At 52.0% G+C, this 16719-nt stretch carries 19 protein-coding genes and 1 pseudogene; 4 read left to right on the top strand and 16 right to left on the bottom strand.

What is annotated here, in order from left to right:
• Nucleotides 1-289: 289 nt before the first annotated feature.
• From DHN10_RS19945 to DHN10_RS00190, 7 genes and pseudogenes are all read right to left on the bottom strand, one after another.
• Nucleotides 290-451 (bottom strand): annotated as a pseudogene (locus DHN10_RS19945) (transposase domain-containing protein); the annotation flags it as partial.
• Between the two features lie 486 nt (nt 452-937).
• A complete protein-coding gene (locus DHN10_RS00210) occupies nt 938-2338 on the bottom strand; it encodes a YfjI family protein (protein ID WP_108813255.1) in 1401 nt (466 codons plus the stop codon).
• 92 nt (nt 2339-2430) lie between these two features.
• On the bottom strand, nt 2431-3300 hold the full coding sequence (locus DHN10_RS00205; protein ID WP_108813254.1) for a toprim domain-containing protein: 870 nt from the start codon (nt 3298-3300) through the stop codon (nt 2431-2433).
• A complete protein-coding gene (locus DHN10_RS19630) occupies nt 3297-3458 on the bottom strand; it encodes a hypothetical protein (protein WP_159086872.1) in 162 nt (53 codons plus the stop codon). Before DHN10_RS19630 ends, DHN10_RS00205 begins: the two co-directional genes overlap by 4 nt.
• A 101-nt stretch (nt 3459-3559) precedes the next feature.
• Nucleotides 3560-3757 (bottom strand): helix-turn-helix transcriptional regulator, encoded by a 198-nt coding sequence (locus DHN10_RS00200; protein ID WP_159086871.1) that lies wholly within the window; start codon nt 3755-3757, stop codon nt 3560-3562.
• A 105-nt stretch (nt 3758-3862) separates the two neighbouring features.
• Entirely contained in the window at nt 3863-4546 is a 684-nt protein-coding gene (locus DHN10_RS00195) for a hypothetical protein (protein ID WP_108813252.1), read from the bottom strand.
• Entirely contained in the window at nt 4543-5787 is a 1245-nt protein-coding gene (locus DHN10_RS00190; protein ID WP_108813251.1) for a tyrosine-type recombinase/integrase, read from the bottom strand. The genes DHN10_RS00195 and DHN10_RS00190 overlap by 4 nt, the downstream gene beginning before the upstream one ends.
• A 542-nt stretch (nt 5788-6329) precedes the next feature.
• Here DHN10_RS00190 and DHN10_RS00180 point away from each other — a divergent pair.
• On the top strand, nt 6330-7547 hold the full coding sequence (locus tag DHN10_RS00180) for a dCTP deaminase domain-containing protein (RefSeq protein ID WP_108813250.1): 1218 nt from the start codon (nt 6330-6332) through the stop codon (nt 7545-7547).
• Between the two features lie 86 nt (nt 7548-7633).
• Nucleotides 7634-8089 carry a hypothetical protein gene (locus DHN10_RS19625; RefSeq protein WP_159086870.1) on the top strand — a complete coding sequence of 152 codons (456 nt, stop codon included), beginning with the start codon at nt 7634-7636 and terminating at the stop codon, nt 8087-8089.
• Between the two features lie 912 nt (nt 8090-9001).
• Here DHN10_RS19625 and DHN10_RS00175 read toward each other — a convergent pair.
• The 3 genes from DHN10_RS00175 to DHN10_RS00170 all read right to left on the bottom strand — a co-directional run bounded on the left by DHN10_RS00175 (nt 9002) and on the right by DHN10_RS00170 (nt 11894).
• The gene (locus tag DHN10_RS00175) at nt 9002-10489 is read right to left on the bottom strand and encodes a recombinase family protein (protein ID WP_108813249.1); all 1488 of its coding nucleotides are present in this window, start codon (nt 10487-10489) and stop codon (nt 9002-9004) included.
• 9 nt (nt 10490-10498) lie between these two features.
• Nucleotides 10499-10633, bottom strand: a complete 135-nt coding sequence (locus tag DHN10_RS20075; RefSeq protein ID WP_267895691.1) for a hypothetical protein — start codon at nt 10631-10633, stop codon at nt 10499-10501.
• 73 nt (nt 10634-10706) lie between these two features.
• Nucleotides 10707-11894: a type IV secretory system conjugative DNA transfer family protein gene (locus DHN10_RS00170; protein ID WP_234416934.1), complete on the bottom strand. Its 1188-nt coding sequence runs from the start codon at nt 11892-11894 to the stop codon at nt 10707-10709.
• Between the two features lie 176 nt (nt 11895-12070).
• Between DHN10_RS00170 and DHN10_RS00165 the strand changes: the two genes are divergently transcribed.
• Entirely contained in the window at nt 12071-12598 is a 528-nt protein-coding gene (locus tag DHN10_RS00165; RefSeq protein WP_108813248.1) for a DUF3768 domain-containing protein, read from the top strand.
• Complete coding sequence (locus DHN10_RS00160; protein ID WP_108813247.1) at nt 12598-12891, top strand: hypothetical protein; 294 nt, start codon at nt 12598-12600, stop codon at nt 12889-12891. The genes DHN10_RS00165 and DHN10_RS00160 overlap by 1 nt, the downstream gene beginning before the upstream one ends.
• Before the next feature lie 98 nt (nt 12892-12989).
• Here the strand turns inward: DHN10_RS00160 and DHN10_RS00155 are convergent, their stop codons facing one another.
• The 6 genes from DHN10_RS00155 to DHN10_RS00130 form a co-directional block, all read right to left on the bottom strand.
• Entirely contained in the window at nt 12990-13577 is a 588-nt protein-coding gene (locus tag DHN10_RS00155) for a hypothetical protein (RefSeq protein ID WP_234416933.1), read from the bottom strand.
• A gap of 384 nt (nt 13578-13961) precedes the next feature.
• On the bottom strand, nt 13962-14582 hold the full coding sequence (locus DHN10_RS00150) for an IS66 family transposase zinc-finger binding domain-containing protein (RefSeq protein ID WP_234416932.1): 621 nt from the start codon (nt 14580-14582) through the stop codon (nt 13962-13964).
• Nucleotides 14583-14619: 37 nt separating this feature from the next.
• A complete protein-coding gene (gene tnpB / locus DHN10_RS00145; RefSeq protein ID WP_108813245.1) occupies nt 14620-14991 on the bottom strand; it encodes an IS66 family insertion sequence element accessory protein TnpB in 372 nt (123 codons plus the stop codon).
• Nucleotides 14988-15377 (bottom strand): IS66-like element accessory protein TnpA, encoded by a 390-nt coding sequence (tnpA, locus tag DHN10_RS00140; protein WP_108813244.1) that lies wholly within the window; start codon nt 15375-15377, stop codon nt 14988-14990. The genes tnpB and tnpA overlap by 4 nt, the downstream gene beginning before the upstream one ends.
• Nucleotides 15378-15471: 94 nt before the next feature.
• Nucleotides 15472-16266 (bottom strand): glycosyltransferase family 2 protein, encoded by a 795-nt coding sequence (locus DHN10_RS00135; RefSeq protein WP_108813243.1) that lies wholly within the window; start codon nt 16264-16266, stop codon nt 15472-15474.
• Complete coding sequence (locus DHN10_RS00130; RefSeq protein ID WP_159086869.1) at nt 16263-16709, bottom strand: GtrA family protein; 447 nt, start codon at nt 16707-16709, stop codon at nt 16263-16265. Before DHN10_RS00130 ends, DHN10_RS00135 begins: the two co-directional genes overlap by 4 nt.
• Between the last annotated feature and the right edge of the window lie 10 nt (nt 16710-16719).

Here is a 16719-nt window from a genome sequence, read left to right as displayed (position 1 = left end):
TAAGGTAAATTCATCTGCTCACTTCCTGTTCCGGCAGGTCGCGGCGAAAGGCAAAGTTGATTTCCACCTGTTTTTACCCGTTCGAATGGCAGGTTTGGTGAAAGCTGCTGTGCCGCCAAGATTTCTGCGCTGCGCGTGCGAGTAAATGCTGCGTGAGCGAAGTTCAATAACCGAAGGTCGGTTTTGTCCCGCAACTGAGCCATTGAGCTGCCCGTGATCGCGATTCTTCTTTGAACGGCTGGTTCGGTGAACGCGCCGGTCTGTGTTCGCACCCGCAGAATGTGACCGGTTACACTGCCAAAGCCGCGTAGCGCCAAGGCATCAACTCATGGAGGCGTGTGATCTTGTGATCAGCGATGCGTTCCAGCACCCATGTTTGTTAGGCCTGCGGATCAACGTTGTTGAGCTTGGCCGTTTCGATCAAGGTGTAGGCAATGGCGGCGGATTTGCCAATCCTAGGACCTCCTGGAAGGAGCGCTTTGTCACTCACATTGATACATTTCCAAGCTCTCCGAGATACTCGCTTTCTTCAGCGGGATTCCCGGAAAACTGGAAAGATCACGACATTTGGAAATAGACGAATTTTCGTTCCTAAACACCTTCACAATCGGCGACCGGACCAAGCCGCCGTCCAGCAACCATCTCGGATGCTGTGATGCGACCCGTCATTGCGGACTTTCACCCCGCGACATTCGCCGCCATTCTTGAATTGAGACAATGCGGCCAGTCTGCGTCATCGGACGACCACCGACTGACCACCTTGGGAGCACTGGCGGTTGGGTCCGACTTTTCTCTTCGATACCCGTCTGACAATTGGACAATACCTGACAAAACACACCTTGGAGTTGGACCGAAGGGATTTTGTCTGGTTTTGTCATATTGTCGAGTGAGGATTGAATACCCTTTTCCAGGTGATCGGCTAGGGCTAACCAACGGCTCATCTCATGTTCTCCAGGTGTGGATTGACAGCAAAAATCTTTGCAGGTCGCCCGGGTCCCGACTGTGCAATCGTATCAATCCAAGAAGCGCCTTGCAGGACGGCAAAGGCAGGTGCGATTTCCTTCGCTGACTGCAAGCCAACCAAGCCACGACGTTGTATTTCTCGCGTGCTGATTTGCCTCAAACCCTCAGACTGGATGATCTCGGCGATACGACTGGCGGCCTTTACCTCGGCGGGCATCGATGCCGCACCATAGGCTCGGTGAGCATGCCTACGCATATGTTCTCCGACATAATGGCAGGCGCGTCCTAGGTGTGCGGCGCTAATGCTGTTGACGGGTTCGCCGTTCATGATTGCGCAATCCAGCAAAGCGAGCACCGTTGCGACCCGCACAGCCAAACCCGGCAACTTGCCTATGTGGCTTTTCATGAGGCCTGACACCTCGCCCTCCCAATCACGACATTGCTGCCGGAATTCCTGAAGAGCCTGCTGCGCCGGTTCCTGAAAATGCAGGAAGTATGGTCTACGTTCGCCTTTGTCATCAGTTATTGGCTCAAGCTTGCGTAGCCTCTCTAAGGCCTGCTGAGCCTTTTCCGTGCCCAGGGTAACAGTCGGACGTTTGAGCGGCATTGGTGCCGGAAACACGGTCAAGAAACGAGCCAATAGGCCGTCATCATCACTGTGCAACAACAGGCTATCTAACTTATCAGGCTGGGTTCCCCCAAGAATTGCGATGGACAGATGATCAACGATGATTGGCTCCGGCGAGTTTTTGCGATCCACCGTGAAACTGCGACCGCCATACGCCTCCAGCCAAAACGGTCGATCACCACCACCGGAGTAACGGTCCATGCTCCCCAGCCACCCAGATAGTTCATCCCGTGACAATAGCAGCCCGCGCCAACTATCGCGAATCAGGTCTGCTGCCTTCTCCGTCGTGGTATCGGTGATGCGGATGCGGCCACGGATTGGCGGCGCGCCTGCATCAGCACCAGATGGTTTCGCGGGTTGCTCATTTCCCTCCTTGATCGCAGCTTTGGCATCTATCTTCCACTGGGCAAGCACCAGTTTCGCGAGCTCATCCTTTTCATTCCAAACCTTGCGCGCGGTTTTGTATTCAGCACTAAGCTCGTTATCGATGGCCTTGATAGGGTCCAGAATGGCATCAAGAGCGGGGCTTTTCCCGGAGCTGGGATCGCCAATAAGCATGCCCCAAATGATAGGCGGCTCCTTCCAACCCTCCCAAGGCACGGCCCAGCGTGCATTGCCGACAATAGCGCTGGCGGAAGACAGCAGATTCAATGCCACGAAATCTACTGGCGCGCCCTTGACCTCGGCGGCATCGCGTAACCAATCAGACCAAGGCCCAAATACAATGTCGAATTCGTCACGCGTCATTTCTGGAGGTGCTGGTCGTTCGGACCGAATTATACTTGGGTCAGGTTTGGACCAACTGTCTTTGGAGTCGAATCGGGAAGCGGTCACGACCTTCATGCTGCCACCTCGCGCCGCAACACATCATTCCAGTCCTGTCTGTCTGGAGCCGGTAGCATTGAAACGTCCCAGCCCAATGCATGAGCGCGGGTAGCAAGTGCGTTGCCTGCGGAGGCACCCGCCTCGTCGCCATCTGTGGCGACAATTAATTGACCCAGATTGGCTGGTAAGCTGAGACCTTTCATTCCAGACGTGGACAACGTCGCCCATACCCTATGAGGTCCATCAAGCAGCCCTGACAAAAGGCTGAGGCCAGTTTCGATGCCCTCGCACACGACAAGTGGGCCAGCGGTGTCGGAAAGCTGCACAGCGCCGGTCTTGCACGGACCAAGCATCATCTTTGCTGATTGCTCTAAGCGCTCGCCCATTTTGGAAAAAAACGTCCGATGAATACCGCCAGACGAGATATCTGCCACCATTGCACCACAGTATTGACCGCTTGGTGCATGATAGGTGTCAGCGACCCAACGAAGCGTGTCCGGCAGTGCGCAAGTGATCCCGCGCGTTCTCAGGTATCCTTCGCCATGAGAGCCGCCGATGGCGTCACCAAAATCCCAAATGGATCGGGCACGGGCTAGTGCCTTAGCCTCATGTGCCAAGCGTTCTTGGCGGGCAGCCTCCATTGCCTTGTGGTCGACTTCGACGGTGCCAGGCATTACGCCAGCAGCGACCAAGACGTCACAAAAGTCACATCCATTCTTTTTGCAGTGCAGGAGCAATCGGTCGTCTTTGGCATTTACGGTCAACGCATTCTGATCTTTGCGGCGCTCTGACTGGCAAACGGGGCAAGGTGCCACCCCATAGCTGCGGTGCCATTTGCCGCCCAAGTCTCGGGTGAGTTGGGCCGGATCTATTGTGGTCGTCATTGCTGCGCCTCCCCGTAGTGCAGACGCGCGATCAACGCGGCATGTGACTGGGAAAGGTCGTGCATCCAACGGATGCGACGCTCCTGAAGAATGCAGGTGGGCGTGGCTTTGGTGTTCATGCGTAAGCGGTGTCTGGTGTTTTTCTTATTGTGTTTCATTCTTGTTGTCCTGTTCTTGTCAGGACGGGCAAAAAAGGACTATGTTCTAAGCACCGCTGCAAAGAAATTCGCCCTCGCCCGTCAAACGGTGGGGGTTTCTTTTAGGCGGCGATTACCATCTTTGCGTCGATGTAACGATCAAGTTCGCTTCGCTCGATGCGCGTTGAACCACCCATTTTGATGAACTTGAGGTTGCCAAGTTTCCATTCACGATAAAGGGTGGCGCGGCTTTCACCGCAATAACTTGCCGCGTGAGGCAAGCTAAGGATGCGGGGTTCTATCCCAAAATCTGTCGTCATGTGCTTCACTCCATCTTGATGCATTGATGGGGTGAAGCTAGAGTTTGAAGCAAACTCAGGTAATTGCGGAAAGAAAAACGGCGTTAAAACACATGCGGCATAATCTCAGAAGTCAAATCGCAATATATTGGCTTGCTCCCAGATGTCTCGAGCGGCCTGTTCATCTCCCTTTGTGTGTGCGTGAATTTTAGCAATTTCTGACCAGGTTACTTTTGCCTCCCTTGCATCAAGAGTTTGTAAGTATCCAAGCCACTTTTTGGGATGCCGACGTCTTTGAAAATTCTTACCGTGATGTGCTACTTGGTGTTTCTTCAACGCACGATTGGCCGCTTTCAACTGTGGATCTATTGGTCTATCAATATCAAATGTTATGTGCATTTTGCCACCGCTGAGCGGGCGATTGGTGCCTAGTCCCTTTGAATTGGCAAAGGATTTCTCCGACTCGATGGTCACTGCGTCATGCAACGAAAAAATGGCCCCCATTTCTTGATCTGATATTCTAGGGTTAGGGATACCCGCATAGCCAAACTCCAATTTCTCGGCTTCACTACAATCAACTAGGAACCCCGGGTCAAAAGGTGAACGCAACAAGTTGTCTCGTAAATCAGAAACTGCTGTGTGCGTGCCATCTGTATTTTGACACAGGGTCTTGATTTTGCTTTGAAATAGCTGACGTAAATCGTCTCGACGCCTGTAGAACTCCCAACGCCACCTCAACAATTTCCATCTTGTTGTATCACCGTAGCTAAAACTGTCGCGCCAATCAGGCAAACCCCAGTCGTTGTTCATTGTCTCCCTCCAAGCGCTACGACGATTGATGCTTTTTGTGTAATCATACTTGCCCACCGATCCAACGCAGATGCCCGCTGCGGTAGCAACTCAGCCCGATTGTATACACGGGCAACGGCGCTCGGCGCAGATCCAACAGCTGAGTGGTTTAGCACCCTGTCAGCAACACTTTCCGGTACTCCTGCCTCAGCCATGGCCGTGGAAAACGATGTGCGGATATCATGTAATCGCCAGGGCTCAACATCATCGACAAGCAATTTGTCTAACCGAGCCTTGGCCTTGCTGACGCCTGAAATCGGTGTCCTACCGGTGGTTGTGAAGATCAGGCCCGAGGCCGGCTGCCCGGCGACTTCCAGTAACGATTTTAGCGAAACAAGTTCGTTGAACGCTGGCTCTGAAAGATGGGTAATATGTTCTTTGCCGTTCTTGGTCTGTGATCCAGGCTTGACGATCCGCGCGCCTGGAAAATCTATCTCTGACCAAGCCAACCCCAAAACTTCCCCCCGCCGTTGCGCGGTTAGGATCAACAAACGCAGAAATGGTCCCCAAATGTCGCCCATCGCGAACGTGGCCTGCCAGATCAACCGGATTTCGGCGATGGATGGCACACGTTCGCGCTCAGTTTCCTTGACAGCTTTGGGCAAACTTGCACCAATGTCGGTGTCTAAGTGACCCCGCTCCCAAGCCCACCTCGTGAAAGCCATCAGTGCGGACCGGATGCGGTTTGCAAAGACTCTCCGTCCTGCCGCCAACTTTTCATCAATCGGTTTCTGTAAATCTGACTTCGTCAGGGATCCAATTGGTTTTTCCTGTAGGCAGCAAAACGATTGCCGCAATTGATGTTTGCGTTCTGCGCCTCGACGCAGGTTCGACAGATGCAGTTTGTCATAGATTTCGATGACGTCGCAAACACGCAACCGCTTCGCATTCGCTATCTCGGCGGTAAGTTTGTCGGCCTTCGCAATGGCGACTCGATCAATTCCCCTGACAGCTTCGGCTTCAATCTCTAGCGCCATAGCCCGCGCTGTCGCCAAACTGATTGGTTCTGGCCACGCTCCGAAGGTGTGCTTGCGTTTCGCACCGCCCTTTACACGCTTCTCGTAAACCCATGACGCACGGCCCGTGTATGAAAGCCGAAAACGCAAACCCGGGCGTTTGGTGTCCGAATATTCGATGCGTCCAACCTCTTCAGAAGGTGCAACAAGGCTTTTGAGGAAGCGGTCGTTGAGATTTCGTTTCATGTTATGCCTTGCTGGGGGACAACTGGGGGACAAATTAAGCGAGATTACATGATCCAATCTGATACATCTTTAGACAGAAATTGACTGGGGGACAAGTTAGGACAGCTAATAAATATTAGGATAATTTTAGGGTGGCGCTACACCGTGAGACGCCCGGCAACAGGAGGCGACAACTGAGTAAAACTACTATGCCTCTGACTTTTAATCAGTAGGTCGATGGTTCGAACCCATCACGGCTCACCACTAAATCAGATACTTGAGCTATTCGCCTTGCGATCTTAGGCTCAATCTAGGCTCTTTTTCGGTGCGCGGGATGGAATTCCAGCTTGTTTCTTGCGGACAGCTGAGTGCGGCACACTCTTTGGCGCATTAATACGAGCCAAATCTACTGCACGAGTTGATCGAAACATGATTGACAATGCTATGACACTAGACCCAGTTCGGGCGACATTGAACTTTGTGTCAAGCATTTGTCAAATACAAGTAGACTGATTGGCGAGTCTCGTCTAGTCTGGCATGAACTTGGGGCGGGATAATAGGCGATGTTAGACCACAATCAGGCCAACGAACCTCTCACCGCTGGCCAACATCTTCGGAGAGAAATGAAACGCCGGGGCTTTGACCAGAAGCGCTTGGCAGATGAGATCGGCGTTTCTAGGCAAACAGTTAATTATATTGTTAATGACCATCAGGAAATCTCTATCGAGGTAGGCCATGCTTTATCTCGGCTAATGGGCCTGCCAAAGGATTATTGGCTTACAGACCATTTTTCTACGTCTGAAGGGCAGGGGTCCAATGGCACTCTAAAGGGTGGTGCCTCTCTTGCAATAGCGCCAGGTGTACTCGTTGACTGCGCTATCGAAGATGCGGTGAGGTCTAATCTGATTAGCATTGATCCGTTTAGGAAAGAAAACCTGAAACAGGCTTCTTTGGACTTAACTATCAGTAGTCGCGCATTGTTGGGGGATGGAGAGCAGCTCGAGTTGACACGAGGCCGAGGTTACTGGCTTGAAAAGGGTGAAGCTATCACTCTTCTAACACAGGAACGCATAAATCTGAAGAATCAAATGGTTGGCCGCGTTGGGGGTACCACTGAGTACGTCAGACAAGGTCTGCAGGTAATCCACGGCTTTCAAATAGATCCCGCCTTTAACGATCAGCTGCAGTTTGTGGTTTTGAACTTCGGAACCAAGCGTTTTGAGATTTTAGCTGGGCAAAGAATACTCAGTGTAGAGCTTATGGGGTTATCCCATGTGCCCAACCAGGAATTCGATCAGCAAGACGCAAATTTCGAAGACACTGTGGAAAAACGCCGAGAAGTTAACTTTGCAGATGTGCTACATCGCACTGTTTGGCCTGGATTGAAGGCTTCTATTGAGTATTCAAAGCGACAAAATCGTTTCAGAGCGGTCATACCTTCAGTGTTCGAGCCAAACACGATTTTTCCGAGAAAAATAGACGCTGAGCAAGCACTAAGTGACGCTGTATACTCGCGCTTACTCGCTTTCGTATCTGCAAAGGAGAAAGCGGGGCTCAAAGATTTTATCAATAAGATTTCGTGCGAGAGCGAGGCAAGCTTGTTATCGTACAGGGCGGCTTGCGAAGTTTGTGAGGCATTGGGCCTTCGACTCAATCTGGACAAGGATGCAGTTGTGGCCGCCGATGGTTCTGAGACGCTATTGCCGATTGAAAAAGGCAATGGTGAAATATCGATCTTCGACCTTTTGTGTGAGCTTAACTTAGTCAAATTACCAAATTGACACGTATTTGACATTTGATTGACTTTCCTTCTTGACAGCTGTATTTGTGGCGTACAGCTAATTACACTTGGGGAAGGACAGTTATGTTGAGCTTGGAAGTTGAAGTAGATTTTGAACCGCCGGGAAACAAAAATAAAAAGCGGGGCCAACCGTCAAACCGACCCCGCTTAAACCAAATCTCAAAATATCACTTAAGAGTCTCTTTGGTCGTTTCAGTATACCAAAAACTTGCACATCGACAACTTGACAAACAAAAAGATGATGCTGCAGCGCTTGAAGCCGAGAAAGCAGTCATCAAACAAATGATGATGAAGTTACTAATTGTACTTGAAGGCGATTTCACTCGCCTCACATTGGAAATTGATGTTCAGACTAAATTAGAGCCACAATACGTCATTGACTTCGAGAAGGAGCGAGCCAGGCGTTTGATGGTTCCAACCAAATCTGTACTGTCAGACGTCAGTAATGAGTCTCGCGCCAGCTGTGGGTGTCGACCCGTTTGGGGCGGGACACAACGTTGTAATCGCCATCGATACCAATGATTAGCCTAAAGACTGATCTAGGTTCGTATGTTAACAGACCAAGAATGAAGTATCTCAATTGCTTGGGCTACTTCATTCGTAGTTCGAGAACTGTCACGGTCTGCTGCACAGAACACAATTTCCAGATAATGCTAGGAGGCAGAATATTGCTTTCGGTGATATTCCGCAGATTTTTGCCACATGTCGAAATCAAGTCGGCATGCTAAGCTAGTGGCAGCCAGCGTCGAAATGACTCCATGTTTTGACTTGCCGTTTCGAACTTAATCTGGATATCCTTCATCACGTTTGTCCGCGTCCAACCGCCCTAGGCGGTGCGGGCAGGCTATACTGGAACCAACATAGGGAGAGCGATATGAGCTTCATTGTTCAATTCGCGTTCCACCTTATCGTGGTCATCTGTGCTGATATCATTCTGCACTATGGCTGGGCTTTGGTGGGCGCTTCGCACATCACTGTGTAGCTAACCGCTATCTAGGTTTGCTACGCGAATGCCCGGGCCCGATGGTTCGGGCATTCAAAAACATCTAGTATAAAATAGGAAGACCCCGGCGTGGTCCAACACAACCGGGGTCTAGCCTTTGAGTCAACGTCGCCCGTCAAGGACTAGTTCGGAACAACTTGAAAGTTAGAACCTGACTCATCGGCGATACTGAAACGTCCCAAAGGAACATCACCGGACTAAACTATACCTCCACGGACTACTTATCAAGAAAATAAGTCCCTATGGCAGTCAAGCTCCTGTGACACTACATCTGGCGCCTCCAACTTCAACGCTACCATATCTGCTCAACTATGCAAGATATACTCAGGGCGATGGCACGGTCACCAACAGCACTTCTACCTGGATTTCTAGAGTGAAACTACTGCCATTAGCTTACCTTACCGGCTAGTAGCCATATGATGGAGTGTGCTTTACAAATCAACGACTTGAAATACTTCTTCAATCTCCTCTCGAGTTCGAAGTGTGTCACGGTCTGGAGCACCACAAATCAAATTGAGGGTTTGATCGACCTTCACACACCAATTTCGCGGTGTGAGCACTAGGTTTTTTCCAGTTAAGGTAAGGTTCGAGAACACGATTTCTGCTAGTCGGCGTTTCTTGCCCGGATCACTCATTTGGTAAATCAGATAAAGGCTTTTTGTCAGTTCGAGAAATTTCTCCGCTATCGCCCGTTCTCGCGTGATGTCGCCCATTTCGGTGATGGTCAGCTCAAGCTTTTCTCGCTCACCTGTCAGCCGCACCTTGCGTTCTTGGAAAGTGTTTTGGTCAATCAAGCCGTCAATGAGCGCTTCGGTCAGTCGATCCTGACGTTTGTCGATGTTCTGGATTTGCAGTGCAACTGCCCGCTGATCCTGTGCGTGTGTGCGTCGCGCAAACATATTCTCAAGCTGCTTGCGGAGCCGCCGCAGGTCGGTGTCCGGGATCTGCATCCCCGCCAAACTAAGCTCAATTTCCGCGTCTAAGACATCCTGCCGGACCGTGGTCGTTGGGCATCCTGACGTATGGCAACGCATGTAGATATGCCCTTTCTGTACTTCGCCGTAGAGGCGGCAGCCGCAATATCCACAATCCACGAGACGGCGGAACATCACCTCATGCTTATTGTGCTTCTTGTTGCAGCGGTCGGATTTCATGATCTGGACCCTGTCGAACAAGGCCTTCTCGATCAGAGGCTCATGTATACCTTTGTAGGTGCGGTTACCGCGTTTGATGTGGATCACGCCGTGATAGAAAGGGTTGAACAATAGGTTTTCAAGACACCCTTTGGAGATCTGGCCGCCGCGCCGGGTTCGCATGCCACGTGCACGCAACTCCTCCAGCAACCCCAGAATGCTAAACTCACCAGATGCGTAAAGCTCGAAGGCTTGCCGGACGTAAGGCGCACGCACTGGATCCGGAATTTTCGGCTTTCCAGCGCCTTGATCCATATAGCCAATAGGTGCGTTAAATGGGTACAAACCCTGCTTCAGACGCCCTTCGATCCCCTTGATGCATTCTTCACGGAGATTGCGCACATAGTCAGCGGCTATGACAGCCTGTATATCCGCCGTCAGACGCCCGCCGCGCGATTGCATATCCAGGCTTTCATGCGCGAACCTTACATCGATCCCGCTATCAATGAGTTCCCCAATCAGCGCCCAGTCAGAGAAGTTGCGGGCAGACCGGTCGATCTTGTGGATGACAACACCATCAGCTTCGCCTTGTCGGAGGGACGAGATCAGTTTGTTGAACACCGGACGACCGCTTTTTGCCGCCGTCTCCTTCTCTTCGAACCAGCCACTGATCAGCAAGTTCTGTTTGTCAGCATAGGCCTTGATGGCGTCTTGTTGCGCCTCCAGTGACACCCCATCGCCCTGCTTGACGGTCGAGACCCGGGTGTATCCGTAGTAGTGTTTCATATGATTTGATTAGCTGTCTTCAGACTCTAGCAAATCATCAGGATTTGACGAATCTTCGGGCCAGAGCCAGGTGCCCGCTTGCAGCATCTCAAGATAGAGTTCCTGACAAACACGCAGGTACTCATGAAAGGCCTCCTCAGACATTCTTGGTTCAAACGGATCAAATGACTTCATCCTCAAAGGATACCTGCGCTCCCAAACCACACTAGCACCCAGCTTATCCCCCAGGGTGATACGGTGGATACATGGAGGCAGAGAACGGCGTGAGGCGTTCGCCATGCCGCATGACCTGGACTGCCGCCCGATGGTTCGGCTGGTTCTGCAGATCGAAGGCGTCGAATGGTGTCAGGTTCCGGGCCAGGAACGGCGCGTCTTTGGCACCAACCCGGAACGCCACCATATTGCCAACATTCCCAAATACGGAATCAGTGACATCATTGTCCATCTGCGAGAGATGTTGCGACGCCAAAATTAAGCCCAAACGGTACTTGCGGGCCTCTGAGAGCATGCCTGCAAAGCTCTTGGTGGTCAGGTTTGGAAACTCATCCACATAGAGAAAGAATGAGCGCCTGGCGGCCTCTGGCAGCCCATGCCGGGTTGTGGCGGCATGCATGATGGATGAGGTGATCAACCCACCCAAGATATTGGTGATGTCGGTTCCCAAGCGCCCCTTTGCCAGGTTCACAATGAGGATCTGTCCGGTGTCCATGAGGCTGCGGAACCGCAGCGGGTCCTTGGGTTCACACAATGCTGTCCGCACAGCAGGCTGTGCCAGGAACCCACCCAACTTATTGGCAATAGGGGTGATGCCATCAGCGCCGCCCTGGTAGTTCAGTGCCGGGAACTCCGTCTTCCAGAAGAACAGTGTTTGCGCGTCTGTAATCTGATCGATGACCTGTCGGCGGTATCCTTTGTATGTGAGCAGGCGCAGGACATCCCGCAGATCAGCATCTTCTGTCTCCAGCAGGGCTAATAGGGCAAAGCGCAGGATGTGTTCCATGCGCGCACCCCAGGCATCCGGCCATTGTTTTTTGAGGGTCTCAATCAGCCCTGACGCCACGAGTGGCCGGTGCAAGGCTGAGACCTTGGCCAGGGGGTTATATCCAAGGGTACAATCCGGATCACTGATGTCCCAATAGAGATGCGGGGCAAGCATGTCGTTGTGCAGGGCCTCTGCCAGGTCACCATGTGGATCAATCAGGCAGAACCCGGTGCCCTGCATCGCGTCCTGATGCATCAGGTTCAGCAGCAACGTGGACTTACCTGTCCCCGTCATGCCGCAGATGAATAAATGCTGATGTCGGTCTGCCCCGGCAATGACAAAGGGCTCTGGCGCTTTGTATCGCTGATAGGCAAGGCCCAGAACGGATTGGTGTTTGGTGATCATGGGCTGATTGTCAGCCATACCTTTATCACACGATAGCAGCCGGTTTATCACCCGGGGTGATAGGGTGAGTGCTTTGTATCGATCTGACCCTACGGCATCATGATCTCAGTACAGTTCTTTCTCCATCCATCGCCGCGCAATCGGGCGCGTCTGAGCAATCCCGCTCAGCCCCGCCCGATTGAAAGGTGATACCCATGGAAACCAAACAAGCCACACCAGAAACGATCAACTCCGTGCCAGTCTGTCGGAGCTGTGGATCCGAACATGTCGCACGCGACGCCTGGGCCTGCTTCAACCGCGAGAGCGGGTTGTGGGAGCTCGAGAACGTCTTTGATGATGAGCACTGTCATAGCTGTGAGGGCGCAACCAAGCTCGACTGGATCCCGGCTGATGCCATCCAGAACCGCCGGGTGCGGGCTCTCAATGACCGGTTCAGGACGCAAGGTCTGGGCAACGGTAGTATCGTTGTCACCAGCGGCATGCAGGCAGAGGGCACTGACTTTGTGCTTGCTGCCATCAAAGCCGTGCGTGCATTCGAGGACTTCTCCGAGGACAATGATCCCTGGGGTGAACATGACTTTGGGGCGGTCGATATAGAAGGCCAGAAGGTCTTCTGGAAGCTTGATTACTATGATCTGACGCTCAAGCAGGGATCGGAGAACCCCGCCAATGACGCACTCACCCACCGCGTCCTCACCATTATGCTGGCCTGTGAATACTGATGGCGGGCAGAGATGACGCCTATGAGGCATTCACACTGCATTGGTCCGAGTTTAGCATCCTGGTGGAGTATCAGTGGCAGTGGTTGAACTCCGGTAACTGGCACATCCAGCTAAGATGTGATGAGCCGTTACCGGTGACGCAGACGGGCTATCGATCGATCTTTGTGGCGGATGCGGAGCTTGATGGTGAGACTGACATCCGGGCGTTTGTGGTCACGGCGCTGGATGAGGCGGCGCAGAGCAAGGCCTGGCAAATGCACATGGTAGAACGGCGGCAGTTGTCGTTGTTCTAAGAAAAAAACGCCGTCCCGGATTGGGGCGGCGTTTTTGCGGTTGGCGATGTCGGCTATTTCATTGACCAACTTCTTTCGAGATGGACGAGAATCTACCCTTATTGCGCAGGAGCACTGCTAGTCTGACTTGAAATCTCAGGCGCAGCAACCGTGACATTAACTGTCGGAGGTGTACTGAAACCGGTCGAATTAATCTCTGCTAGCATCAACCGCACTGCCGCCTCTCGTGCAAATCTAAGTTGAGTTTTCAATTCAGCATTGCTCATGAAACCATTCATACGCGCTTGGCACAGTCCGAAAATAGTGTCCCGGTAGAACTGTAGCCCTTGTGTTCTTTTTGTTCCAAGCGCCGCGCTCGATGCAAGAGCTTGCCCAAATTGAGCTTCCTGAGAATTAGCTGCCGCAGTATTGCTTGCAGATAATTCAAACGTAGCCGCAATGGCTTCAATCGCATCAGGAGAAGGTTCGGCACAAAACCCCTCGTTTATGTGAATATTGGCATTTCGAAGTCTCAGTTGCTCATCAGTCCCAACTTGCCTTACCAAAACAAGTCTTCTTTCCGCGGTAGTTGCAACGGTTTGAGTATAGTCGCCTTCGTCCGGCGTACGGTCAATTATGATTGGATTCGCTTTCGGTGGCACGAAAGGATTCGCGCCGCAAGCGGTCAAGAGAACCAGAATTGACAATTGGGTTAATGATCTTTGGAAAACACGCATAACAAAACCTCACAAAAACACACTTACGTTGCGCCGGTCTCAAGAAATTGGCAACATAATATATTCCGATTTGGCTATGCGTTTGTATTTATTGTAGTAAAGTTCATGTTTTTTCTACTTTAGTCCGACAGTCAACTTTCCATTAATCAAGAAAAACAATTTCCCGAATCAACTTCCAACCATTGTTCACAGTGCGCAAGGTAGTGTCCACTTACTGTTGATGGGCCGCTTTAAAGTACAAAGTAGCGTTGTTCCAGCGTGAGTTCGACGTTGCTGAAGTGCTTTACCACTGGAGCCGCTCCTAGCCTGCCGATCATTCCTGTGGTGGAACCGTATTGGCAATCTCCCCGAAATTTAGGGGTGTGCGGAAGTAGAATTTTCTCGAATTTGAAAGAGGAGATTCTGATGGCGATATGAAGGCCAATGGTCCGCGTATTTGTTCACAAGCACATGGGCCAACAGACCGGCACCAGGTCGGCCGCGCTCAATCGGGCGCGACGGCAAAGCTGCCTGCACGATCTTGTCGCAGCATTTGCAAGCCATCCGAGGGCGGACGATCCGGTTCACAACAAACCGGCCGGGAACATATTCCAGTTCCTCGGTCACATCTTCACCAATTGCGCGCAATGTGCCAGCGCATTTGCACGCCTCACCGGGCCTCAGTATCTGCTCATTACGCGGCAGGGTTGGCGGCAGCGGCTTGCGCTGTGGTTTTTGCTTTGGTTCGTGATCAGCCGCCCCTTCAGGTGGGGTGATCCGGGCGGCGGCTGTTTCTTCCTCTTCCAGCCGAAGCTGCAAGTTGAGTTGGTCAGACGATTCCGACTTTGATCCAAAACGATGCTTTTGGTGGCCGGCGAGCTGGTGCTTCAACTTCTCGATCTGCAACGCTTGGGCCTTGACCAGCTCTACCAAACCTTCTGCCGCAACACGCAGTTCTGTTGGGTCAGATGGCAGGAATTTAGGTGCGTCATACATGACCGATTGATAGCGGATCGGCACACCAATGTGAATCCTATGGCGCTGGATTTGCTGATAAATTGCCGACCGTCAGAGGCCGCCAAGTCCGTTGTGGCGCACACCAGTCAATCCCCTCCAGCAGCATCGACAGTTGCGCCGGGCTGACCGTGACCTTGCCATCTGAAGCTGCGGGCCAAACGTATCTGCCCCTCTCCAGACGCTTGGAAAACATGCAAGCCCCCTGACCATCCCACCACACGATCTTGATGAGATCGCCCCGGCGACCACGAAACACAAACAGATGCCCCGAATACGGATCCTGCTTCAGAATAACCTCGGCCAAGGCCGACAAACCATTGAACTGCTTGCACATGTCCGTGACGCCCGCCGCCAGCCAGACCCGCGTGTGCGACGGAACCGGGATCACGCCATCAGCCCTTCGACGAGAGCCAGAACCCCAGACAATACCGTGGGACCTTTCACCAAAATCCGCCGACCGTCCGACAACGTGATGTCCACACGGTCAGCTGAAACCGCGGCGGTCAACTGGGGCGTTTCATCGACAAAGGGAACAGCGACTGCGCCCTCAATTTCAACCGGCAGAAAGCCTGTACCGGTATCCACCACCGCATTGGTGTCAGGCTCCGGCGCAAACCTTGAATCATTCAACCAGTTATGGATGAGATTGGCATTCATTGCATAACGGCGCGCAACCTGTGCAACCGATACGCCCGGCACCGTCGTCTGCGCGCAAATCGAACGCTTCTCATCATCCGACCAGAATCGCTTCTTCTGACCCTTCTTGCCCGCCATATCCGTCCTCAAGATGTCCATTATCAACAATGGACATTATCAGACCCCATCAAGACCCGTCAGAACGGGGAGACCAGACGGTTACGGAAATGCGTTAACCAGAAAATCGACCGAGCGCGGCGTGAAATGTCTGTTTTAGAACATCAAATTTAGCACCTGATCCGGTGATCTTGGTCGGAACAGCCTGGCCTACTGGGTATGTCCGGCGCACAGGCACTTGGCACACTCTATAGCCAAGTTGCCCTGCACGCACAGTGAGATAAAACAATAGCTCATACTTTTGGAAAATCGCGCGAAATGGCCGGACCTTTTCATCAAGTAGGTAACGCGATGAATAACCTCGGAACCCGTTAGTTGTGTCAGTAAACCAACGACGGCCCGCCAAACTCAGCAATGGCGCATGGATCAACCGATTGCCTATGGTCCGCTCAAACGGGGTGTTTTCGGCCATGCCACCCTTCATATAACGGGACCCCTGAATATAGTCGTAACCGCTTTCCAGCTTTTCAACAAAGAGCGCGACCGCATCCATACCGTCTTTGCCGTTGCCATCAACAGTTACGATACCACGATACCCCTCCAGAAGAGACCAAGCATAAGCCACACGCAGTTGCGCTGACAGTTTGCCGGGACCCGTTTTTGTCAGCAGGGCGCGTACACTAACTGATTGCAGGAAGGAAGGATCAAGAGATCCATCAGTAGAACCACCATCAGCCACCACAACATCAATAGGCAAACTTTTAAGATGAATACGTTCGAGTTGCGCGCGAATCCTTTCGCCCTCATTGATGACGGGAATAACCAACACGTAGTTATGACGTTTCATGGCAAATACGGCTTTGTCAGAGGCCGGTACATCCCAAGATGAAACATCAATTGATCGTGTCACAACGTATTCCCTTTATGGGTAGTCTCAGATGATCCCTCAGACTTGAACACAAACAGCTTGCTGATCAAATACGTCATAACGAAAGATATTCCTGTCGCCAGAATCAGAATCAGCAACGCATATTGCACTTCGTCCATAACCCGCGAAAACACAAACACAGCACATAGCCGTGCCGTGAGAGTTGCCACCAACGCTATAGCATAACGCGTCAACCTTTGGATTGAGACACGGCTTTCAGTGCGTTTGAATGTCCAAAACTCATGCAGCGCATAGTTGAGGCATGCGCCTGCGGCGAAACCAATGGCAGCCGACACCAATAGGCTGACACCAAATGACGCAAACACCAACCAAGTCAGCGCAATATCGACACAAAGGCCGATGATTGAAACAATCCCAAAACGCAAAGATTCGTATGTCGTCTGTGCGGCCTTGTCCCGTTTCATCTGATCACCT

Source organism: Loktanella sp. Alg231-35 (assembly GCF_900143545.1).
Taxonomy (GTDB): domain Bacteria; phylum Pseudomonadota; class Alphaproteobacteria; order Rhodobacterales; family Rhodobacteraceae; genus Yoonia.
Note: the sequence above shows the minus strand (reverse complement) of the source record. Positions and strands in the feature narration are given on the sequence as shown.